This is a genomic window from Saprospiraceae bacterium (assembly GCA_016716185.1).
Lineage (GTDB): Bacteria > Bacteroidota > Bacteroidia > Chitinophagales > Saprospiraceae > Vicinibacter.
On the sequence record JADJWV010000002.1, the window covers coordinates 2,606,473 to 2,630,550 of the forward strand.

The following is a 24,078-nucleotide window of genomic DNA, read 5'->3' on the forward strand; positions in this document are numbered from 1 at the left end:
ATCAGATGGTATTAAGTTTAAAAATTCGGAACGTTTCTTTGAACTGATTCCCGCGATCTTCGTAATTTTTAAATAAATCAAAGCTTGCACAGGCGGGGGACAATAGAACTACATCTCCTGCCTGAGCGATGTTCATGGCTGCTTCCATGGCATCGGCCATGCTATTGGTATCTCTGATTTCCTGTACAATTCCATCAAACGATTTCAAAATTTTAGAATTGTCCACACCCATTGCTATGAGTGCTTTAACTTTTTTACTTATCAGTGGAACAAGAACCTGATATTCATTTCCCTTATCCTGACCACCTGCAATCCAGATCACTGGCTTTTGCATGGCATCCAGCGCCCAGAATACAGAATCCACATTAGTAGCCTTACTATCGTTGATAAATTCAACTCCGTTAATTTCCCCAATCGATTCAAGTCTGTGCGGGTCGTTCACAAATGTATTTAAGGCATTCTGGATTTGTACGGATGTCAATCCACAACGCAAAGCGACTTCGGTTGCACAAGTCATGTTGATTGCATTGTGCCTTCCTTTTAATTTGGTTGTGTTGGTGTCTGCAATTTTCTTTCCATCGGAATAAATAATTCCTGAATTGCTCAATTCAGGTTTCACAAATACCATTTCTGATTGAACCGGATGTTCAGCCAAATACTGCATGATATAGCGGTCTCCTTCAAACACGATGAATGTATGTTCGGGTTTCTGATTCATTGCAATCCTAAACTTCGAAGCGATATATCGTTCCATTTTATATCCGTAGCGGTCGAGGTGATCCGGCGTGATATTAAGCAGTATCGCAATGGTTGGTGTAAATTTTTCTATTCCGTCGAGTTGAAAGCTACTCAATTCCAGGACATAATAATCATAACCCCCAAGTGCTACAGCTCTGGCAAAGGAAAGTCCTACATTGCCGCATTTGCAAACCTTTATTCCATTTTCATGCAAAAGATGGTAAGCCAAATTTGTAGTGGTTGTTTTTCCATTACTCCCCGTAATCCCGATGATGATTCCCTTGCAATAAGGATATGCAAATTCAATTTCAGAGATGGACGGAATGTCTTTCGATTTGAAATGAGTTAAAATTTCTGCTTCATCGGGAATTCCCGGACTTTTAACTAAAAGATCGGGTTGAAGTTGCTCGGCTATTTCGTGACTGCCTTCTTCAAAATCAATCTGATTTAAAATCAACTCTTCTTTAAATTGACTTCTGATCAATCCCTTCTCGCTCACAAATACAGAAAGGCCCATTTTTCTGGCCAGCAATGCTGCCCCGACTCCACTTTCGCCCGCTCCAAGAATTAATACCATTATCTGATTTTCAGAGTTATGATGGTCAATACCGCCAGAAATACCGTAACTATCCAGAAGCGAACAGCTATGGATGCTTCATGTATTCCTTTTTTCTGGAAATGGTGATGCAATGGAGACATGAGGAAGATTCTCTTTCCTTCGCCATATTTCCATTTGGTGTATTTGAAATAACCCACCTGCAATACAACTGACAAATTTTCTATAAAAAATACTCCGCATAACAGAGGAATGAGTAGTTCTTTTCGAAGGATAATGGCCATAGCAGCGATAATACCACCAATGGCAAGGCTCCCTGTATCGCCCATAAACACTTTGGCCGGAAATGCATTGTACCAAAGGAAGCCAACGCAAGCCCCAACAAATGCGGCAGAAAAGATTACAAGTTCACCGGTGTAGGGCAAATAAAAGATATTGAGATAATCTGCAACCCGTGCGTTTCCAGAAACATAAGCCAATACAGCCAACGTCGCAGCGATTATAGCAGAGACTCCAGTTGCTAGTCCGTCGAGCCCATCCGTTAAATTTGCAGCATTGGAAACCGCTGTTACAATAAAGATCACGATTGGAATAAAAACCAACCAGATCCAGGTATGTGCATTGTCGCCGAAAAATTCTACAATCCAGTAATAATCAAATCTGTTTCCCTTTAAAAAGGGTACATTGGTAAGCTGGGTTTTTACATACACGAACTCGGTAGTCAGGTTTTTTACGGCATCGTAAGAAGTAAACTCTTCAACGATAAGATATTGCTGCTTCAAGGCTTCAACTTTTGGCATGCGCACCAGAACTTTTTCGTGATACAGCATGACCACTGCGATCACCAAACCACAAACGATTTGTCCTGCTATTTTAAAAGCAGCCTTGAGCCCCTGTTTATCTTTAAGAAAAACCTTTATGTAATCATCTGCAAACCCAATAAGTCCCATCCATATCGTTGTGAATAAAACCAACTGAATGTAGACATTGTCCAACCTGGTAAGCAATATAGTTGGAATGACGATGGCCAAAATAATAATGATTCCACCCATTGTGGGTGTGCCTTCCTTTTCTTTTTGTCCGATAAGTCCCAGGTCGCGGACGGTTTCTCCGATTTGAAGCTTTTTCAGTTTACGGATGATGGACCCGCCCAGGATCATGGAAATTACCAAAGACAAGAGTATGGCCAAAGCAGCTCTGAAAGAAATATACTGAAATAGCCTGCCACCAGGCAAGTGAAATATTTTTTCTATAAATTGAAATAAATAGTAAAGCATGTCGGTGGTTTGCTATTCTACAACTGCAATTAGATTTCTGTTCTCTAATTTTCGAATTTTAAAATTTTTTGTTGAAAATAACAGTACAGCAGGGACCTGATCCCTTTGGTCACAATCCTCTGCTGTAACTGTTAAAACCAACCTGAGAATGATAATAGAACCTACTCTATTTTCTTTTATATCTTCTACAAAAATGTATTCAAAATTTTCTTATCGTCGAAAGGCAACTTTTCACCTTTCACTTCCTGATATTTTTCATGCCCTTTTCCGGCAACGAGAATAATATCATTTTTACTCCCAAGCAGACAAGCAGATCTTATCGCTTGTTCCCGGTCTTCTATGACCAGTACTTTATTTTTAAATATTTCATCTACACCTTCCAACATATCAGCAATGATATCGCTGGGTTTCTCACTCCTCGGATTATCTGAGGTGAGTATTACTTTGTCGCTCAATATACATGCCGTGCTGGCCATCAGTGGTCTTTTTAATTTATCTCTGTCGCCTCCACACCCTACCACAGTGACAATTTGCTGATCCTTTTCTTTTATTTCAATAATATTATTCAAAATTTTTTGCAATGCATCGGGAGTATGAGCATAATCTACTATGGCCATTTTTCCGGTTGTTTTTCCTTTGATGTATTCAAATCTTCCCTCTACCGGATTCAATGCTGACATGGCTCTCAATAAATCATGCAATGGTATCCCAAGACATAAAGCTCCTGTGTAAACTGCCAGCAGATTGTAGGCATTGAAGACTCCCATCAACTTTGAATACCATTCTACCTGATCAAAACTCAGATGCAATCCATTCAAACTATTTTCCAGAATTCTTCCTTTGTGATCAGCAATATTTTGAAAACTATAAAATACTTTATTTGCTTTTGAGTTTTGTACCATAACGGATGCGTTTACATCATCTCCGTTTAATATTGCAAAAGCATCTGAATTCAAACGATCAAAGAACTTTTTCTTTGCATATATATAATTGCGAAATGTGCCATGGTAATCGAGATGGTCATGAGTGATGTTTGTGAATAAGGCACAAGTATATTCCAGCCCATCTATCCTTCCCTGGTCTATCGCATGAGAACTGACCTCCATAAACACATGACTGCATTGTCTGACATGCATTTCATGAAGCAGTTCGTAGAGTTGAATCTGATCCGGTGTTGTATGCGTAGATGGCCTTGGTTCTGCAACAATCCGGTTTTCAACCGTCGAAATGAGTCCACAACGGTAACCCAAACCAGAAAACAACTCAAAAAGTAAACTCGCTACAGTTGTTTTCCCATTCGTACCAGTTACCCCGGTTATGATCAAATCTGATATACGCCGATCGTAAAATTGGTGCAGGACTTTTCCTAAAAATGAAGACAGATCATCGCTTTGAAAGTAGCTTATACCTTCAATAATATTCTCCGGAAACTGTTGACAAAATATAATGCTACAACCTTTTGCAACAGCTCCTGAAATAAAATGATGACCATCCAGCTGCGATCCTTTCTTCGCCACAAAAACTGTGTACTCATCGACTTTCCTGGAATCGAAGGTGAATCCATGAACCTGTTTGTCTAATGAGCCTTCCGAGCGAAAATCGGAGATCCCGGACAATATGTCTGCTAAGTTTTTCAAAGAACGTTTTATTTCAGAATAACTTCGACAACCGGTCCTTTGACAATTGTACCGGGCGGAATATTCTGGTATATTATTTTCCCGTTTCCACGGGGTATTAATTTGGCTTTGTAAGTGTCCATCAGATAACTCGCATCTCTGAGACCCATTCCCGACAGATCGGGCATCACATTTGCTTCATAATAACATTCGTTAATTTCTATACTTTCCGATCCTGTATACGTAGTTACCCACTCTTTTTTAAGTTCAGATCGAAACGGCAAACCGATGAACTTAAAAATCTGTTTAAAATCCTCATGCATTCCCTTGTTTCCAACCGGCAATCGCTCGGATGCAAGAGCTGCTTTGGGTTCGATATTTAATACTGCATTTTTCGAAAATTCTGTACGCATGCAACGGTCGGCGATCCTTTTGAAAACAGGTGCAGCTACTTCAGAACCATAGTATGCAGAATGCTGGGGATTGTAGATGACTACAATACACGAGTACACCGGATTATCCGCAGGAAAGAAACCTGCAAAAGAAGCCTGATAAGTTTTGTTGGCTGCATCTTTATGAAAATAATTGGTTACCGCTGTCCCGGTTTTTCCAGCTATTTCGAATAAATCAGAGTCAATATTTTTTGCAGTTCCTCTTTTAACTACAGCTTTCATCAATGCAAATACAACATTCAGGGTTTGCTCTGAGATCAACGTGTCCTGCGATGTTACAGCATCGAATTTTTTAACCAGCGTGTGCCCATTATACACTGCATCAACCAACCGCGGTGCAACGCGTTTTCCCCTGTTTGCAACCGTATTGTAAAAGGTCAGTATCTGCAGTGGAGTCAATTGCAATTCATATCCTACCGACATCCAGGGAAGACTGGTACCGTACCAGATATTTTTATTTTTCTTTGGATCCTTTAAAATCGGATCAGGTTCGCCGTCAATTTCAATATCCGTTTTAATATGAATACCTAATTTTTTCAAATAATCAACAAACAATTTTGGGTTTTTAGAAAATTGAGCTTGAACCAGTTTCGAAATTCCCACATTGGATGATTGGATAAAAGAATAGGCAAGATCCTTCTGATGGATCCCGTGTATTTTGGAGTCATACATATTCCTGTCATAAAACCTGCATACACCACCTTCGAGATCTACACTTGCTGAAGTGTCAAGACCTGCCACTTCCAACAAAGCAATCAAAGATGCCAGTTTAAAAGTTGAACCAGGTTCTGTTGAATTTGCTATGGCATAGTTATAATCTTCTACCAGCTCGGCTTTTTCATTCCACCCAAGGTTAGCAATTGCTTTAATCGCCCCGGTTTCAACTTCCATCACAACAGCACATCCACTTTCAGCTTGGTGTGACCGGATGGCGTCTTCAAGTGCCAACTCTGCAACTTCCTGAATTCCCGTATTGATGGTAGAATTAACATCCATCCCTTTTTGCGGTAGAATTTCTTCAAGACCACTTACAGGAAAGTATATATTCGCACCTACTTTACGCGAAACCCGGTGCCCCACTTTTCCCTGCAAATACTTATCAAAACTTTTTTCAAGTCCGATAGCATCCGCATTTTTTCGATTCAATCCTACGGTTCTGCTGGCCAATTGTTGAAATGGTTTGATCCTTCTGGTTTCCGATTTAATGATCAACCCTCCCGTATTTGCACCTAAATTGAATAGAGGAAATTCACGGATCGTCGACATTTGTTCGTAATTCAAATTTTTCCCGATTAAAAAATACCTGTTCTCTTTTTTGAAAGCATTTTTCAGCAAAATTTTTACCTCTTCCTTCGTTTTGGCTTTATACAAATACGATTGTAGTGCATGGGCCAACGAATCAATTTTCTGGTAGAACAGCTGCGGCTTCAGACCAGCAGCTTTCATATCCATTCGTATTTCAAAGATCGGTTGTGAAGTCGCCAACGGACTTCCATCATCAGACAATATCCTTCCTCGTTCCGCTTCAACGGACTCTACTCTATAATACAATTCTTTACTCCTTTCTCTAAGCTTACCTCCTTCAAAAACATGAATCTTGGTTGCTTTCCAAATTAAAACCAATGCTACCAATACAAATATTGTAAGTACTGTATATACGCGAGTTAAGAATTCCCTTTTGCGATCCATCAGTCTCTCTTCTCCTTTTGAATCAGTATATGTGGCGGCTGTTCCTTGATTATTATTTCTTTACCGGAAACCTTTTTACCAACCTGTTCTTCCATTCCTTCGTACAACATATCTGCTTTGATGGTCCAGTAGTTCCATTTTAATTTAGTGATGTCCTTTTCCAGAATTTGTATTTTACGCAAACGGTATTCTGTGTATTGAACATTTCCAATATAAATTAAAACCAGCCCGAATAAAAACAAGACAAACATTTTATTTTTCCAAACAACCATCGCACTTACTGAAGGGTATTTGGTTTTATTTATTTTAGGTGGTTTTGTATACTCCATCATTGTTTTAAAGTTTTTCCGCAACTCTCAGTTTCGCTGATCTTGATCTGGAATTTGAATTCAATTCAATTTCATCCGGAACCAAAGCATGCTTATACAAAGACCTGAACGGAATTTTTTCCAAGTCTGCATTTTCAGCAGACGGATTTCCCGACCGCATCCACTTTTTGACAACGCGATCTTCCAAACTGTGATAGCTGATCACAACCATCCGACCTCCTTGTCTAAGACAACTTGCACTTTGCTCCATCAAAGCATGCAAAGACTCAAGTTCACCGTTTACTTCCATTCTGATTGCCTGAAAAAGCTGTGCTAAAAATTTTTGCTTTTTGCCATATACAAATAACTCAGCCCATCTTGCAAAATCCATACAGGAATTGAAAATCCTTTTTTGTCGTTCTTTTACCAATGCAGAAGCAATTTGTCTGGAATTGGTCAGTTCGCCGTATTCACTGATAATTTGCTCCAGTTCTTTTTCGGAATACTGCATGATTACATTTTTCGCAGTTAACTTTTGGTCTTTATTCATTCGCATATCGAGATCAGCTGACGAGTAATATGAAAATCCTCTGCTGTTGTTATCGAGGTGAAATGAAGACAAACCCAAATCTGCTAAAATGCCATGGACTTTATCCTGTTTATAATATCGCAAATACTTCTTTAAGTATTTAAAATCAGAATGTATAAATTCAATTCTTTCATCTTCCGGAATGTTAGCGATCGCCGATTTATCCCGGTCAAAAACATACAATTTACCCCGGTTCGAAAGCGATTCCAAAATTTTCCGACTATGTCCTCCTCCACCAAATGTCACATCCACATAAATACCATCGGGATCAGTTACCAGATTCTGAATGGACAAGCCCAACAAAACTGGCTGGTGTCTATATACTGGAGGTTCAGACATCTTTATGTCCAAATACTTCTTCTGCCAGGGAAGAGAAATCACCAGGCTCCCTGTCCACCATATTCAGGTATTGCTCTTTCGCCCAGACTTCAATTTGTTGATGATAGGCAAGCAAAACCAAATCCAATCTAATCCCTGCATAGTTGCAGAGCAGTTTGGGTAAGAGTATACGCCCTGATGCATCAGGCTGAAGCACGGTAGCCCCCCGATAAAAATATCGGGCGAATTCTCTGTTCTTTTTAATATAAGGATTGAGCTGATTGACTTCCTTCGTCTTTTCTATCCAGACTGTCTCCGGATAAAGGAGCAAACATTTTTCAAAACCCCGGTTCACAACGAGCCGAACATCACTTTCGCCGAATTGAGACATAAGAATAGAAGGAAGGCGCAATCTGCCCTTACTATCCATTTTTACATCGTACTCACCATTTAGATTGTACATGTTCTACTCAGTTGGTTTCCTAGGAACAAATGTATAACTAATTTCCACATTTTCCCACTTTCTACCACAAAAAAAATAATTTTTTTTTTAATATGAATGATGCTGATAATCAGTACCTAATAACTCAATTTTCGAAAATGTTGGAAATCAGCTATTTATATAAAATATTGAAATAATACGTATATAGTTCATTATACATATAATACACATAAATATAAATAATATATATTTATTGCGATCAAGTTGTTCTTTAGTGAGGGGCCCGGTATGCTATTTAAACCCCTATGTATATCATGTGATCCTGATAACTTTCCTTTCATATTCTTGTTAGAATACTCAATCACATCTCTTTTTTCAATACGGCACAATACATATTCACATGATTGATTATTCCTACATCAGCAATGCAGATCCGGCTTATATCGATCATTTATACCAGACCTATCTCCGAAATCCTCAACTCATCGATCCTGACTGGCAAAAGTTTTTTGAAGGGTATTCTTATTCAAAATACGATGATGCCAATCAGACTGAATCGCAAAGTGGCATCTCTGGTGATTCTTCAATTGAATCGGAACTCAATGTAAGATTGCTCATCGAAGCCTATAGAAACAGAGCCCACCTGATATCGGATACCAATCCAATCAGAAAAAGAAAGAACCGGGATGCGCGATTGGATTTAAGCGATTTCCATTTACAGGAAAAGGAACGAACCCATGTGTTTATCGCCGGTCGGTCATTGGGATTGCAAAACGCCACGTTGGATCAGATTGTCGAAAAACTCCAGGCTGTTTATTGTGGAAAAATTGGATTTGAGTTGCAACATTTGGAATCCATGGAGAAACGCAAATGGCTTCTAGAGAAAATTGAAGCCGACGCAAGTCAACCGCATTTTAATCTGAACATCCATGATAAAAAACAAATACTCCATAAATTGAATGGAGCTGTCATTTTTGAAAAATTCCTCCATACCAAATATGTCGGACAAAAGCGATTTTCACTTGAGGGCGGAGAAAGTACCATTCCCGCACTGGAGTTTATTGCCCAGGAAGCTACCATCCAAGGTGTCGAGGAAGTTGTTTTAGGAATGGCACATCGGGGGCGATTAAATGTTCTGGCCAATATTGCAGGCAAAACTTACGAACAGATCTTCAATGAATTTGAAGGCCATGCCATTCCCGATATGAGTTTCGGTGGCGGAGATGTAAAATATCACCTGGGGTTTTCTTCCCAGATCCTTATGCCATCGGGTCACAGGGTTCAAATAAAGCTCGCACCGAATCCTTCTCATCTCGAAGCCGTGAACCCTGTCGTTGAGGGCTTAGCCAGAGCGAAAGCAGATCTGATCTACCAAAGCCAATACGATAAAATCCTGCCTATACTCATCCATGGTGACTCTGCCATTGCCGGACAAGGCATCGTTTATGAAACGGTTCAAATGTCTAAACTCGATGGTTACTATGCAGGAGGAACCATCCATTTTGTCATCAACAATCAAATAGGTTTTACTACCGATTTTGACGATGCGAGGTCGTCGACGTATTGCACTGCTGCAGCAAACACCATCCAGGCTCCTGTTTTTCATGTCAACGGCGATGACCCGGAGGCCGTCGTATATGTAGCTAAACTTGCCGTTGCTTACAGGCAAAGATTTAACGAAGACGTATTTATAGATATGGTTTGTTATCGCCGACATGGGCATAATGAAGGAGATGATCCCAAGTTTACGCAACCGCTGCTCTATTCTTTAATCCAGAATCATCCCAATGTCAGAGAACTTTACATCGAAACGCTTACACAGCGCGGAGATATTGAAGCTGTATTGGCTCGCGAAATGGAAAGAGAATTCTGGACTGTTCTGCAGCAACATTTGGAAATGGTCAAAGAAAAACCATTGCCTTATGTTTATCAGGAACCCGAGTTGTCCTGGAAATCACTTAAAAAGTTATCTGCTCCAGAAGATTTTGATACCAGTCCGCATACCGGAATTGATTTGCAAACAGCTGAAAATTTATTTGCCGCAACCATAGAGATTCCAGAGGGCTTCCGCTTACTTCCAAAGACCGGCAAAATATTTAAAAACTGGAAAACAAACCTGGAGCAAAAAACCTTTGATTGGTCCATGGCTGAAATTCTGGCTTATGCCAGCATTTTATCGGATGGAAAAAACGTTCGCTTAAGCGGACAGGATGTAAAAAGAGGCACTTTTTCACACAGGCATGCAGTAATCAGAGATGAAATAAACAATGTACCACATAACAGGTTATCAAAACTTTCGAAAAATCAGGGACAGTTTTTCATATATAACTCCCTTTTATCCGAATTTGCCGTATTGGGATTTGAATATGGTTATTCACTGGCATCACCCGACCACCTCGTCCTGTGGGAAGCGCAATTTGGCGATTTTTCAAATGGAGCCCAGGTCGTGCTGGATCAGTTTATTGCCAGCGGACAAAGTAAATGGAATCGCATGAGTGGATTGGTTTTGCTATTGCCACATGGCTACGACGGACAAGGACCCGAACATTCCTCTGCCCGGTTAGAGCGGTTCCTCCAGGCTTGCTCTGAATTCAACATGATCGTTGCCAATGTGAGCACACCCGCCAATTTTTTCCACATCCTACGCAGACAGCTCCAATGGAATTTTAGAAAACCTTTGATCATGATGTCTCCAAAATCCTTGTTGAGACATTCCAAATGTGTTTCTCCATTGAAAGATTTCGATCTCAAGACAAAATTCATGGAAGTCATTACCGATATTCCCGGTACCAAAGAGCAAACTCCTGATAAAATAGTATTGTGCTCCGGACAGATCTATTACGATTTGGCAGATCATCGCGATTCAACGAATCAAAAAAATATAGGAATCGCGAGGGTAGAACAACTCTACCCTTTTCCAAAATTTCAAATAAGCAAACTTTTACGTCGATTCCCGAAAGCAAAATATATTTGGTGTCAGGAAGAACCAATGAATATGGGAGCTGCCCAATTTATTAAAGATCAACTCACACCGTTTAAAATCGAAATTGTTGCCAGACCGGCAGCCTCTTCACCTGCAGTTGGTTTCAAAAAAATACACGATTTGCAACACCAGGCATTATTAACCCAGATATTCAGTTAGCCATGCCTGATCTTTTTATCGGAAACAAAATTAACGATGATTATTTTGAACTGGTTGAACAAGAATACCACCATTGTGTACGCGTAACCAGGCATCAAGAGAATTCAGATATTTATGTGACGGATTTTGAAGGAATGATTTTCAAGGCCAACATCCAGAAGATTGAAAAAGACAAAGTGCTGGTCAAAATTACAGATCTTTATAAATCGGAGACTCCCGGAATGGCCACTGTTTCCATCGCAATAAGCCCGACCAGTCCCTCTGAAAGATTGGAATGGTTTACGGAAAAAGCGGTTGAAAATGGCATTCACAAAATATTTCCAATGGTTTGCGAACGATCGGAAGTTAAAAAAGTGAATAAAGAACGACTGGAGCGCATTGTAAAAGCCGCAGCCAAACAAACACTACGTCCGCTTTTACCGGATATTGAAAACTTAATGAGCTTTGAACAGGTCATGAATGCCACTTCAGATATCGATCAAAAGTTCATAGCGCATTGTAATGACGGACTTGAAGGATTTTTAGGAAAATTATACAATCCACAAAAAAAGGCAATCGTTCTGATTGGGCCGGCAGGCGACTTCAGTAATAAAGAAATCCAAAGCGCATTGACAAAAAATTACCATCCTGTATCTTTGGGACCATATCGATTGCGAACGGAAACAGCCGGACTTACAGCATTGCAAATAATCCAAACCATGAAACAACTATGAAATATCTGCTCGTCATTACCATATTGCTAATGAATTCGAATCCAGCTTGTTTAAAAGAACAAAACACGCTTTACAAAATAAAACTCGCTTTGCTCAAATATTCTGGTGGAGGAGATTGGTACTCCAATCCAACGGCATTGACCAATCTCGCAAAATTCTGCAATAAAGAACTGAGCACTCAGTTTGACCCACAATACGCAACTGTTGAAGTTGGAAGTTCCGACCTTTTTAACTTTCCTTTTGTACACATGACCGGACATGGCAATGTTGTGTTCAGCGATGCGGATGCTAAAAATTTGAGAACATACCTTCAGGGAGGAGGGTTTTTACATATCGATGATAATTTCGGGATGGATCCTTTCGTGAGGCCGGTCATGAAAAAAGTATTTCCAGAGCTCGATTTTGTTGAATTACCATTTTCACATCCGGTTTATCACCAAAAGTTTATTTTCAATTCCGGTTTGCCCAAAATCCACAAACACGACAACAAACCCCCGCAGGGATTTGGCTTATTTTGGCAAGGCAGACTGGTTTGCTTTTATTCCTTCGAATGCGATCTTGGTGACGGCTGGGAGGATCCTGAAGTACACAAAGATCCCGAAGAAACCAGAAGACAAGCATTAAAAATGGGTGCTAATTTGGTTCAGTATGCGTTCAGCCATTAAACTGATTCCGTCCGTTTAAAATCTACCGGATTCGTGTTTCTGAGGTTTTCTTATAGAAACTGTTACCGCTGATTGTAAATTCCAGTTTCCATTTTCCTGCACATAACATTGAAGCAGGTAAAGCCCCGGAACATTGTAACGAATACTCATCACAGAGCTGGTCATTCTGTGTCTGATCCCATTGCCATAATCGATAAGATAAATTTGATCCGGATTAAATGCCAGGTTGGTTATCCGGATAAAACCACCAACCAACATCGATCCCTGAACCAAAAGATTTTCGGCTTTGAATTGGTAAACTGTATTTTGATCTTGAAGTTCCCTGCTGTTTTGCCATGTATTGGCTGCATTTGAATAAGGTGTAAATTCTTGCGAAGGGGCAATGAGATTCTGAGTATTTCGAAAGGACTTTCCAAGAACCAGATAACTACCGGTTAGTCCAATAATAGCAATTAAAACTGCAAGAAGCAGATCTTTTGATCGTTCGTTGAAGACTCCCTTTCGTAAGTCCTTTAAAGATTGTACCGTTTGTTCCATGACCCGAAGTTTGGGATGGACAAATATAGACATATTCAAAAAATAATTAAAATATAAATCATTGGTTATTAATATTTTATAATTTATATTTTTATTTAATTTAAAATGAGCGAATTATATATCTCAAATTTGGACAATTGACAGAAGCCGTTTTAATTTACAATACTCGGCCACCTTTTGTGGCTATATTTGCCGCTTAAATGCATCTATGGACTGGATACAGCAAGCCTTCGATTTTATCATCAACATTGAAAGCCACCTTACGAATTTGATAGCAAGCTATGGAATATATATTTATATCATTTTGTTCCTCATTTTGTTTATAGAAACCGGACTGGTCATCGCTCCATTTCTTCCAGGTGATTCACTATTATTCGCCGCAGGCGCTCTTGCAGCCGGAGGAAACATGAATATCCTGATTCTTTTTGGAGTTTGTTTTCTGGGTGCATGTCTGGGAAACCAGCTCAATTTTGCAATCGGCTCCGGATTTGGAAAAGCGATTTTCGAACGGGAGAAGAAATTTATTAAAGAGGAATACCTGCATAAAACTCAAAAATTTTACGAAAAACATGGGGGTAAAGCGCTGATCATTGGAAGGTACCTTCCGTTCATCCGGACCTTTGTTCCTTTCGTAGCCGGCATCGGTAAAATGCCAACCTCCAAATTTACTTATTACAATATTGTTGGAGGATTCATGTGGGTGGTCCCTGTTTGTGGTATAGGTTATTTATTCGGCAACATTCCTTTTGTCAAACAGAATTTTTCGATCATCATCATAGCTATATTAATCGTTAGTTTGTTTCCGATGATTTGGGGTATATTCACAGCGATGAAACACCGGAATAATTTTTAAATGCAGATCAGGAGCCAGATCCGTAAATATTTTTCTATACTGCTTTTGATTGCAGGGATCAGTGCATTTGTTTCTTCATTAAATTTTCTATCATTCCTGCCACTTCAGCCTACAGTTGCTGCTTGCATTCGTTGGGTTGGCTTATTGGCACTCTTTCTGATGGGTGTACAAAAGAACAAACTGACTCCATGGATTTTTATCAGTATGTTGATTGGTGCTGAAATAGGCTATGATTTTCCTATGGTGGGAAAGGAACTGAATGTTTTCAGTAAAATTTTCATCAAACTTATTAAATGCATTATTGCTCCATTGCTCTTTGGTACGCTGATCATCGGTATTGCCGGACATTCCAATACAAAACAATTGGGAAGACTTGGCTGGAAATCATTGTTGTATTTTGAAGTTGTAACAACCATTGCACTGGTCATAGGTTTAGTGGCCATCAACTTCAGCAAGGCAGGAATTGGAATCAATGCTTTTGAAACTGGAGAAAAAGTCCCTGAAGTGGTTCAGGCACACGGTTGGAAAGATATCATCCTACACAGTTTCCCTGAAAATTTTGTCAAATCCATAGCCGAAGGTCAAATTCTGCAAATAGTAGTTTTCTCTGTTCTCTTTGCAGTTTCCCTATTAATGATTCCATTTGAAAAACGCAAACCTTTTTTAGTATTTGCTGAATCTCTTTCTGCGGTGATGTTTAAATTCACCGACCTGGTTATGCACATTGCCCCTTTAGGTGTAGCAGGTGCCATTGCCTATACCATTTCGAATATGGGCATTGACGTTTTGAAAAATTTGTTCTTACTCTTGTGCACACTATACATTGCATTAATTGTATTTGTACTTGGCGTGATGCTGCCTATTGCACTTTTTTCGAAAATACCCATTAGAAGATTTTTATCACATGTAGCTCAACCCGTGACCATAGCCTTTGGAACTGCAAGTTCTGAAGCCGCGTTACCCGTGGCCATGGAGAATATGGAGAAATTTGGTGTTTCACGTGAAGTCGTAGCTTTTGTACTACCTACTGGCTTGAGTTTCAATCTCGATGGCACGACTTTGTATTTGTCGTTAGCCACCGTTTTTGTAGCTCAGGCGGCTGGGCTCGAATTAAGTATTGGCCAGCAGATCATCATGATGTTGACCCTGATGCTTACAAGTAAAGGTGTAGCTGGAGTAGCAAGGGCCTCTCTGGTCATATTGGCGGGCATGGCCGCTTCTTTTGGATTGCCGGAATGGCCTATTGCAGCCATACTTGGCATTGACGCGCTCATGGACATGGCCAGAACTGCAGTCAACACCCTGGGTAATTGTTTAGCCACTGTGGTCATCGGTAAATGGGAAAATGAAGTAAAAATTCCTAAAAAAGGCGATCAATGGGTGGAAGTTGAACACCCTGCACACGAGTTGAAAAAATAAGTTTTCTCCTTATCTGCTTCATCAAGAAATACAGGGACTTCTCAATAATTCAAATACAGGCTTATGAATTTTGCAATTTGCAATGATAACTGAGTGCCTTACAAGCCTATAACATTTCTACAGCAAAGATTCAACAAAAGTTTTATGATTTTGCCATCATTGAATTTTGCCAAAAATCCGTTGTTTAAACCATTCAATGTCTTCCTTCTTATTTTCAGGTCTGGCTTCGTCAATCAATTCAATTTGTCCATCGCGATCTAAAAGTTTCATTTTGAAAATAATACTTTCATGATCGTGTATATTTCCGCGCATAGATCCAAATCGGAGGTCGTAATAATCATATTCACCCAACCCTGAAGAAATGACTTTATAATAACCATCGCTGAACCATGGCAATTTTTCTATCAAATATTGATTCCGGTAAGGATCCAGAATTTGATGATTGTGTTGAATAAATTGGAGTGGCCTAAAATCAATTTTATCATCAAACAAGGAATAATAACCGCATACATATCCCGTATCAGTTTCTGCAATACCGTACCACAGTGCATTATTTAAAATGGTTGGAACCGTCATGTAATTTTTAAAATGTACGTGTTCTGCTACTAAACTGTTTTTAAACTTCTCATTGATATGCAATTTATTCCAGAAAGTAAACAACATATATGCAGAACTGATACATACTCCTGTAATTATAAAATAACGCCTCCATTGATGTCCCCGCACACATAACGCTACTGCCAATAGGGACAAAGCAAATGGAATCGTATAGAGAGGATCCACAATCGATATGCTTGAAATTGAAACCCTATAATCACTGAACGGCCAAAACAACTGAGTACCATAAGTAGTCAGAGAATCAAGTAATGGGTGTGTAAATATGGACCAGAAAAAAAGCTGGATCCAAATTTTGACTGGTACATTTGAAATATCGCTTGGATGGTTCTTGATTTTTTGGAAGCGGGCATAGAAAAAAGCCACACCGGTAAGAAGTAAAAACAAGGTTATAATCCAGGGGGTATCGCCTGCGACCAATTTTGAAAGAAAAAAAATGACGAACGCTGAAAACGAATAAAGGATGATTCCTAAACCAAAACCGATCCATTGCCAGAATTTTCTTTGATACCAGTCCCTGTCGTATAATTTTTTCACAAGAGGACCCAACAACAGCGGTATCAAGCTTGCAAACATCAAGGAATGCATAGGTCCGCGGTGAAACATCATGGCATTTACCGGATCCATAAATACATTGGCCAAAACATCCAAATCCGATATGGTTCCACCAATTCCGCCCCAGATCATGGCCCGATTTCCCATCTTCTTACCTGCTACCAATTCACCGCATGCGGCACCTAAAACTACCTGTGTAATCGAATCCATGATTTGCTTTAAGAATGAGAAAGTAACAAGGACAGGTTCAGATTGTTGGAAGCCAGGTTCAAATTTCCTTACTTAAATAGATTCCACGCCTCATGCCCAATCAACCTACTGAGTGTTTTAATTTAAAGAATGAAAAGTGCTTTATTTCATGAATTATTAGAAAACCCGACAGGATAGCAAACTTTCATCAAACTAAAATTGTTATTAGTATCGCAGTTTTCTTTGGATTTGTATGCTGAAATACAAGCTTTAAGGGTGATCATATGAAAGACTAGTAATCATAACCGCGCTTGAAAACCAATCGTTCGGGATGATTTAATTTTTTACCCAGGTTATAACATTTACCTGATGAATATTTCTAAAAATTGAATATTGTAACAATCGGAGTTTTTAGATGAAGCCTTAGATTAAATTATTAAATTTGTAAAAAAAATATAGATGAGTGACCAGAATCAAGCAAACCAGTTAAACATAGAATTATCGGAGGAAATTGCCGAAGGGATTTATTCCAACTTGGCCATTATTTCGCATTCCCATTCTGAATTCGTTGTAGATTTTATCCGCTTAATGCCCAATGTTCCAAAAGCAAAAGTCAAATCGCGTATCGTACTGACTCCTCAACATGCCAAACGCTTATTAAAAGCATTATCTGATAATGTAATTAAATACGAAAATCAATTTGGTGTTATTCAGGATCCTGAACCGCAAATGATTCCTCCAATGGCATTCAACACCCCTACTGCACAGGCCTGAAGTAAAATTGAAATCCACATATCCTGTTCTCCATAAAAAAGTTGAGCTTGCTTTTTATAAAGTCATAAGGCGACACTTTCTGAATGATAATAGACACCGAGTCCAAGCAGTACGAAGTGAGCACTTGTTAAAAAATTTGGACGACATTACATCCTTCAAATATGGATAGCAGCTATAAAGAATTGACGGATAAATCCAGAAGAGTTCTATATGCTGACACGAGGATGAAAAACCTGTTTCAAAGCATTAGGATAATGGATTGCGCCACCTTGAAGTAAAGGACCTTAAAACAATAAGGGCTGCGATGGATTACCGCTTGGCAATCCCAAATGCCTGTATGCTTTTTCGGTCGCAATTCTGCCCCGCGGTGTTCTTTGAATAAAGCCTTCCATAATCAAAAAAGGTTCGTGTACCTCTTCGATAGTACCTGATTCTTCACCAACGGCTGTAGCCAGGGTATTCAGGCCTACGGGCCCTCCAGCAAATTTTTCGATGATGGTAGTCAGTATCCGGTTATCCATTTCGTCCAATCCTAAACTATCTACATTCAGAGCATTGAGTCCGAATTTTGCGATTTCCAAATCGATAATACCCTCTCCCTTGATTTGGGCAAAATCCCGTAATCTCCGCAACAAGGCATTGGCTATTCTTGGGGTCCCCCTGCTCCTTCTGGAGATTTCGTGAATGCCCTCTGCTTCAGCTTCAACATTCAATAACCCTGCAGATCTGGTGATGATTTTCTCCAAAACGGCCTGGTCGTAATAATCCATGTGGCAGGTAATTCCAAATCTCGATCTCAAAGGAGCTGTCAGCAAACCAACCCGGGTTGTAGCTCCTACCAGTGTAAAAGGATTGACTTTGATTTGTATACTTCGCGCATTAGGACCCGTATCAATCATAATATCGATCCGATAATCCTCCATTGCCGAATAGAGGTATTCTTCCACAACCGTATTCAGTCGATGAATTTCGTCGATAAATAAAACATCTCCTTCTTGCAGGCTGGTAAGAAGGCCCGCCAGATCGCCTGGTTTTTCCAGAACAGGCCCTGAGCTGGCTTTTAATTGGGAGCCCATTTCATTCGCAATAATATAGGACAGGGTGGTCTTTCCCAATCCGGGTGGACCATGAAGCAGAACGTGATCGAGAGCTTCTCCCCGCAGCTTGGCTGCCGCTATGAATATTTTTAGGTTATCGATGACATGGTTTTGCCCACTGAATTCACCGAGATCCTTAGGCCGCAATGCTTTTTCAATTTGCCTTTCTTCGGGATTCTGCTGATCAGACTGAGCGTCGAGAATGGGATTCTTCATAGAAAAACGAATGTTCAACTCCACTCAAAAGTAAGCCTTTCAATCTGGAAATCCCGATTCCGTATTAAATAAAATGGTAATGCATGTGAAGAATTCCAGAAGCAGGAGAGCTTGGCATAAATTTGTCTCATTATTTACTAATAAAAAACCAAGGTATGGCAGGACAGAAAATTACATGTATTCAAGGGAAATTAAATGTACCGGACAATCCGGTGATTCCTTTTATAGAAGGCGATGGTACCGGACCTGACATTTGGGCCGCTTCCGTTAGAGTTATTGATGCTGCTGTATCCAAATCCTATGGATCTTCCAGAAAAATTGAATGGAAAGAAGTTTTAGCGGGAGAAAAGGCTTTCAATCAAACACAAAACTGGCTTCCTCAGGAAACCTTGGATGTAATATCCGATTGTCTCGTTGCCATAAAAGGGCCTTTAACAACTCCGGTTGGTGGTGGAATCAGATCGCTGAATGTAGCACTCAGACAGCAATTGGACTTGTATGCATGCATCAGACCCGTCCGTTGGTTTGAGGGGGTTCCTTCCCCTGTAAAAGAGCCAGGAAAGGTAAACATGACCATTTTTAGGGAAAATACCGAAGACATCTACGCCGGTATTGAATTTCAGGCCGGAACCGAAGATTCGAAGAAATTCAGGGAAATTTTACAAAGGGAATTTCCAGACCGATTTAAAAAAGTTAGGTTTCCGGATTCCACTGGATTTGGGATCAAACCGGTTTCAAAAGAAGGAACTGAGAGATTGGTACGTGCAGCTATTGAACATGCGATCAGCAACCATGCGAAATCATTAACCCTCGTTCACAAAGGGAACATCATGAAATTCACCGAGGGCAGTTTCATGGAATGGGGTTATGCTTTAGCTGTCAATGAATTTGGTGGAAGCTTGCTCGATGGTGGTCCCTGGGTAAAACTACCTAATGGAATGATCATTAAAGACGTTATTGCCGATGCTTTTCTGCAACAAATTCTTTTGAGACCTGAAGAATACGATGTGATTGCTACCCTCAATTTAAATGGCGATTATATATCAGATGCACTGGCTGCTCAGGTTGGTGGTATTGGGATCGCACCAGGTGCCAATATAAACTATCTTACCGGCCACGCCATTTTTGAAGCAACCCATGGTACTGCACCTAAATATGCAGGCCAGGACAAAGTAAATCCAAGTTCTGTAATTCTTTCCGGAGTTATGATGCTTGAATATATGGGTTGGAATGAAGCTGCTCAAAAAATCGTCAGCGGATTGGAAAAAGCCATCTCAAACAGAAGAGTGACCTACGATTTTCACAGACTGATGGACAACGCGGTGTTATTAAAATGTAGTGAATTCGGAGACGAGATTATTTCCAATATGGAGTAAGAATTTAACAGGAGTATTCTTTACAATTTAATATCCTCAGTTTGCAGAATCCAGCAAACCGACAAAAAAAAATCCCGAAGCTTTTGACTTCGGGATTTTTTTTGAATGATTTATTTTTTTAACCTTTTGGTGTCAAAATATTTCCATCATTTTTTGGGAGAGTCTGTTCTTCATCAGCAGAAACATTGCCTTTTAATGTAATTCTGCTTTCCTGATCGCCTTCATTGGTAGTCACGCTTACACTTTTGTTGATGGGGCCAATGCGTTGTGTGTCATAGCGAATTTCGATCACGCCTTTTTCACCAGGCATGATGGGTTCTTTCGGCCAGGTAGGAACGGTACATCCACAGGATCCTCTTGCACTTTTTATAATGAGGGGTTCAGTTCCCGTATTAGTAAAAACCGCTTTGCGTAAAGGATCTGCTCCTTTTTTAATTTCACCATAATCAACAACCGTATTGTCCCACTCTAAATGTGGTCCGGTTGTTTTCACAGGGGTCGTGGTTACACCAGGGGTTGTTTGCGCTCCAACTAAACCCAGGAACATAACCATTGCCAATAGAGTCAAAATGTTTTTCATTGGTATTATGTTTTTTAAGTATAACAAATGTAACGAAATAATGTCCTCAATTTGGCACAAAGATATCAAAATGCGTTGTTAACTCTGTGTTAAATGAATATTTTAACTCATATTTAGCGAAAACATCCGGTTCGGGGAGGCTAAAAATAAAAGCTTATTTTTGTGAAGTAATTAAGTAAAATGATTTTATTGGAACCCATTCGCGATGCATTGAATTCCATTTCGGGCGAATTCAGTCAGTTTAAAAAAGAAGTCGTTCAGGATTTTTGGATTTGCCTGGTTAGCAGGGAATGTTCTTTGCTGGGCAGGAAGGAAGTACTTACGGGTAAAGCTAAATTTGGAATTCTTGGCGATGGAAAAGAAGTACCTCAAGTCGCGATGGCCAGAGCTTTTCAAAAAGGTGATTTCAGATCTGGTTATTACAGAGACCAGACATTCATGATGGCTTTGGGTTTATGCACCGTCCAGGATTATTTTGCCCAGCTCTATGCGGATCCGGCTAACGATCCCTTCAGTAAAGGCAGGCAAATGAACGCCCATTTTTCTTCACCGCTACTCGATCAGAATGGATATCCTTTAGATCAAACCGGACATTTTAATATCTCTGCGGATATTTCCAGTACTGCCGGACAAATGGCAAGAGCTCTTGGTCTGGCCTTGGCTTCCAAGTATTACCGAAATATGGACAACCATGAGCTGGCTTCGGGCTTTTCAAACGGAGGAAATGAAGTCTGCTTTTGCACCATCGGCGATGCGTCGACATCCGAAGGCATTTTCTGGGAAACTTTAAATGCTGCAGCTGTGATGCAAGTACCTCTGGCAGTATCCGTTTGGGATGACGGTTATGGCATTTCAGTTCCCATTGAATTACAAACGGTCAAACAAAATATTTCTGAAGCTTTATCGGGATTTGAAAAGACCAAAAGCGAGAATGGCATTAAAATATTTAAAACCCGGGGGTGGAATTATCCCGAACTCGTAAATATCTACAAAGAAGGTATTGAACAATGCCGAACAGAACATGTTCCGGTGCTTTTTCATGTTCGCGAAGTCACACAACCTCAGGGACATTCTACATCGGGTTCACACGAACGATATAAATCCAAAGAACGATTGAAGTGGGAAGCAGAATACGATTGCATCCTCAAAATGGAACAATGGATCGAGAGCAATTCGATCTTATCGGTGGAACAATGCAAAGAACTCAGAGAGCTTGCCAAATCTTATGTTCGAAATCAAAAAAATATTGCCTGGTCAAATTTTATTAATCCAATCCTGGATTTAAAAAATGAACTTTCGGAAATTCTTTCAAATTTGGATTTTGCTGAGGCCATAGAAAAACTAAACCAGTTAAAAGAACCGTTGATTCATGAATTATTGGAAACTGCAAGAAGGTGTGTAATTCATGCATCCAGTGACAAAAATCTAAGCCAATTAACTTCATGGATTCAACGACAGTATTCAAAAGCATCGGAAATATATCACAGTAATGTTTATTCGGAAACCGATAATTCATCATTGGCCGTTGAACATATTCCACCCCGTTATTCGGAGCATTCCTCAGAATTAAATGGGTATCAGATCCTCAATTATTTTTTCGATCAAAAATTTGAGACGGACAAAAGGTTTTTTGCATTTGGAGAGGATGTCGGAAAAATCGGTGATGTTAATCAAGGCTTTGCCGGACTCCAGGAGAAGTATGGAGAACATAGAATATTTGATTGTGGCATCCGCGAATGGTCTATCGTTGGACAGGCAATCGGAACGGCCATGAGAGGTTTGAAACCCATTGCTGAAATTCAATATCTGGATTATATCGTATATGCCTTATCACCGCTGATGGATGATTTAGCAACCGTACGCTACCGCTCCGGTGGTAAACAATGTGCCCCTGCAATCATTAGAACACGGGGTCACAGATTGGAAGGGATTTGGCATTCAGGTTCTCCTATTGGAATGTTATTGCACTCTTTAAGGGGAATCTGCGTTTGTGTTCCGAGGAATATGACTCAAGCTGCCGGTATGTACAACACCTTGTTGAACAGTGATGATCCGGGTTTGGTTATTGAATGCCTGAACGCATACAGGCTCAAAGAAAAATTGCCAGACAATATGGGTAGCTACACCGTACCCCTTGGAAAAGTTGAAATTCTCGAATCCGGCAACGACCTGACTTTAGTGACCTATGGTTCCTGCGTACGAATAGCTCAAGATGCCATCGCAACTTTAAAATCCTTTGGTATATCTATTGAATTGATAGATGCTCAATCCCTTTTGCCCTTTGATATTGAAAATGAAATCGGAAATTCTCTGAAAAAAACAAATAAACTGGTAGTATTGGATGAAGACGTTCCGGGTGGAGCCAGCGCATATATATTGCAGCAGGTTCTTGAAGTACAGGGTGCTTACCATTACCTGGACAGCCCACCTCAAACTATAACTGCAAAAAATAACCGCCCTCCATATGGCAGTACCGGCGATTATTTTACTAAACCTAATGCAGAAGACGTTGTTGAATTAATAATTGACATCTTGAAATCCTATGAACCCGGTAGATTCTCTTTTTGAAAGCAACCTAAAAGGTAAATAAAATAAAATTCTCTTCAGAAAATTATCAATTAAACATCTTGAGTCGCAACCTGGTCATCATTCCAACTTACAATGAAATTGAGAATATCGAATCCATTCTCAATGCTGTGATTCAATTGCCTTTGGAATGCGATATTCTTGTTGTTGACGATGGTTCACCGGATGGAACGGGTGCAAAAGTATTGGAATGTGCAGATCGATTTCCGGGAAGAATTCATTTATTGCAGCGCCAAGAAAAATCAGGACTTGGGAAAGCTTATGTAGCAGGATTCAACTGGGCATTAAATAGATCGTATACCTGCATTGCTGAAATGGATGCCGATTTTTCTCATCCTCCTGAAAGACTCATCGAAATGTTTGGGACTTGTAATTCAGGAAAAGCAGATGTCTGTGTTGGTTCGAGATATGTAAAAGGCGGAGGAGTTTTAAACTGGCCAAAAAGCAGACTCCTGCTCTCAAAAGGTGCTTCCCTGTATGTACGAATGATAACCGGCATGCCGGTATTGGATCCAACAGCGGGATTTATTTGTTACAAAAGCAATGTACTGCAAGCCATTAATCTGAATAACCTGCAATTTAGTGGTTACGCTTTTCAAATAGAAATGAAGTATTCTGCTTACAAACTAGGTTTTACAATCCGCGAAATTCCAATCCTTTTCCCTGACCGAATCAGAGGAAAATCAAAAATGAACATTTTTATAATTAAAGAAGCTTTGTTAGGCGTATTCCAACTTCGTTTTAAAAAGTTTAATCCAGTCATCCGTCACTCCTGA

The 24,078-nt window shown here is 39.9% G+C and carries 20 protein-coding genes; 9 read left to right on the plus strand and 11 right to left on the minus strand.

The window, feature by feature from the left end:
- Position 1: 1 nt before the first annotated feature.
- From murD to IPM34_12025, 7 genes are all read right to left on the minus strand, one after another.
- Positions 2–1,315 carry a UDP-N-acetylmuramoyl-L-alanine--D-glutamate ligase gene (murD, locus tag IPM34_11995; protein ID MBK8956258.1) on the minus strand — a complete coding sequence of 438 codons (1,314 nt, stop codon included), beginning with the start codon at positions 1,313–1,315 and terminating at the stop codon, positions 2–4.
- Positions 1,315–2,571, minus strand: a complete 1,257-nt coding sequence (locus IPM34_12000; protein ID MBK8956259.1) for a phospho-N-acetylmuramoyl-pentapeptide-transferase — start codon at positions 2,569–2,571, stop codon at positions 1,315–1,317. The genes murD and IPM34_12000 overlap by 1 nt, the downstream gene beginning before the upstream one ends.
- A gap of 185 nt (positions 2,572–2,756) precedes the next feature.
- Positions 2,757–4,208 carry a UDP-N-acetylmuramoyl-L-alanyl-D-glutamate--2,6-diaminopimelate ligase gene (locus IPM34_12005; GenBank protein MBK8956260.1) on the minus strand — a complete coding sequence of 484 codons (1,452 nt, stop codon included), beginning with the start codon at positions 4,206–4,208 and terminating at the stop codon, positions 2,757–2,759.
- Between the two features lie 8 nt (positions 4,209–4,216).
- On the minus strand, positions 4,217–6,328 hold the full coding sequence (locus IPM34_12010) for a transpeptidase family protein (protein ID MBK8956261.1): 2,112 nt from the start codon (positions 6,326–6,328) through the stop codon (positions 4,217–4,219).
- The gene (locus IPM34_12015; GenBank protein MBK8956262.1) at positions 6,328–6,660 is read right to left on the minus strand and encodes a hypothetical protein; all 333 of its coding nucleotides are present in this window, start codon (positions 6,658–6,660) and stop codon (positions 6,328–6,330) included. The genes IPM34_12010 and IPM34_12015 overlap by 1 nt, the downstream gene beginning before the upstream one ends.
- Positions 6,661–6,664: 4 nt before the next feature.
- Positions 6,665–7,564 carry a 16S rRNA (cytosine(1402)-N(4))-methyltransferase RsmH gene (rsmH, locus tag IPM34_12020; protein MBK8956263.1) on the minus strand — a complete coding sequence of 300 codons (900 nt, stop codon included), beginning with the start codon at positions 7,562–7,564 and terminating at the stop codon, positions 6,665–6,667.
- Positions 7,557–8,006, minus strand: coding sequence for a division/cell wall cluster transcriptional repressor MraZ (locus tag IPM34_12025; protein ID MBK8956264.1), 450 nt, complete (start codon positions 8,004–8,006; stop codon positions 7,557–7,559). Before IPM34_12025 ends, rsmH begins: the two co-directional genes overlap by 8 nt.
- 379 nt (positions 8,007–8,385) lie before the next feature.
- On the opposite strand from IPM34_12025, the gene IPM34_12030 reads away from it, so the two are divergent.
- From IPM34_12030 to IPM34_12040, 3 genes are read left to right on the plus strand one after another with little or no spacing between them, the layout of a single operon-like run.
- Complete coding sequence (locus IPM34_12030; protein MBK8956265.1) at positions 8,386–11,127, plus strand: 2-oxoglutarate dehydrogenase E1 component; 2,742 nt, start codon at positions 8,386–8,388, stop codon at positions 11,125–11,127.
- Positions 11,128–11,129: 2 nt separating this feature from the next.
- Positions 11,130–11,840, plus strand: coding sequence for a 16S rRNA (uracil(1498)-N(3))-methyltransferase (locus tag IPM34_12035; GenBank protein MBK8956266.1), 711 nt, complete (start codon positions 11,130–11,132; stop codon positions 11,838–11,840).
- Positions 11,837–12,505: a DUF4159 domain-containing protein gene (locus IPM34_12040; GenBank protein ID MBK8956267.1), complete on the plus strand. Its 669-nt coding sequence runs from the start codon at positions 11,837–11,839 to the stop codon at positions 12,503–12,505. The genes IPM34_12035 and IPM34_12040 overlap by 4 nt, the downstream gene beginning before the upstream one ends.
- 15 nt (positions 12,506–12,520) lie before the next feature.
- Here IPM34_12040 and IPM34_12045 read toward each other — a convergent pair whose 3' ends face one another.
- Positions 12,521–13,075 carry a hypothetical protein gene (locus IPM34_12045; GenBank protein MBK8956268.1) on the minus strand — a complete coding sequence of 185 codons (555 nt, stop codon included), beginning with the start codon at positions 13,073–13,075 and terminating at the stop codon, positions 12,521–12,523.
- A 175-nt stretch (positions 13,076–13,250) separates the two neighbouring features.
- Here IPM34_12045 and IPM34_12050 point away from each other — a divergent pair, with 175 nt between their 5' ends.
- Together IPM34_12050 and IPM34_12055 are read left to right on the plus strand one after the other, a co-directional pair.
- Positions 13,251–13,895, plus strand: coding sequence for a VTT domain-containing protein (locus tag IPM34_12050; GenBank protein ID MBK8956269.1), 645 nt, complete (start codon positions 13,251–13,253; stop codon positions 13,893–13,895).
- The gene (locus IPM34_12055; GenBank protein ID MBK8956270.1) at positions 13,896–15,314 is read left to right on the plus strand and encodes a cation:dicarboxylase symporter family transporter; all 1,419 of its coding nucleotides are present in this window, start codon (positions 13,896–13,898) and stop codon (positions 15,312–15,314) included. It abuts the gene before it with no gap.
- 156 nt (positions 15,315–15,470) lie between these two features.
- Here IPM34_12055 and IPM34_12060 read toward each other — a convergent pair whose 3' ends face one another.
- The gene (locus tag IPM34_12060; protein MBK8956271.1) at positions 15,471–16,694 is read right to left on the minus strand and encodes a metal-dependent hydrolase; all 1,224 of its coding nucleotides are present in this window, start codon (positions 16,692–16,694) and stop codon (positions 15,471–15,473) included.
- Between the two features lie 438 nt (positions 16,695–17,132).
- Here IPM34_12060 and IPM34_12065 point away from each other — a divergent pair, with 438 nt between their 5' ends.
- Positions 17,133–17,447, plus strand: a complete 315-nt coding sequence (locus tag IPM34_12065; protein ID MBK8956272.1) for a DUF3467 domain-containing protein — start codon at positions 17,133–17,135, stop codon at positions 17,445–17,447.
- 284 nt (positions 17,448–17,731) lie between these two features.
- On the opposite strand, the gene ruvB is transcribed toward IPM34_12065, so the two are convergent.
- Positions 17,732–18,760 (minus strand): Holliday junction branch migration DNA helicase RuvB, encoded by a 1,029-nt coding sequence (ruvB, locus tag IPM34_12070; GenBank protein ID MBK8956273.1) that lies wholly within the window; start codon positions 18,758–18,760, stop codon positions 17,732–17,734.
- A gap of 155 nt (positions 18,761–18,915) precedes the next feature.
- On the opposite strand from ruvB, the gene icd reads away from it, so the two are divergent.
- Complete coding sequence (icd, locus tag IPM34_12075; GenBank protein ID MBK8956274.1) at positions 18,916–20,136, plus strand: NADP-dependent isocitrate dehydrogenase; 1,221 nt, start codon at positions 18,916–18,918, stop codon at positions 20,134–20,136.
- A 118-nt stretch (positions 20,137–20,254) separates the two neighbouring features.
- Here icd and IPM34_12080 read toward each other — a convergent pair whose 3' ends face one another.
- Positions 20,255–20,716, minus strand: coding sequence for a DUF1573 domain-containing protein (locus IPM34_12080; GenBank protein ID MBK8956275.1), 462 nt, complete (start codon positions 20,714–20,716; stop codon positions 20,255–20,257).
- A 180-nt stretch (positions 20,717–20,896) separates the two neighbouring features.
- Between IPM34_12080 and IPM34_12085 the strand changes: the two genes are divergently transcribed.
- Positions 20,897–23,284 (plus strand): transketolase, encoded by a 2,388-nt coding sequence (locus tag IPM34_12085; GenBank protein MBK8956276.1) that lies wholly within the window; start codon positions 20,897–20,899, stop codon positions 23,282–23,284.
- Positions 23,285–23,343: 59 nt separating this feature from the next.
- Positions 23,344–24,078 carry a polyprenol monophosphomannose synthase gene (locus tag IPM34_12090; protein MBK8956277.1) on the plus strand — a complete coding sequence of 245 codons (735 nt, stop codon included), beginning with the start codon at positions 23,344–23,346 and terminating at the stop codon, positions 24,076–24,078.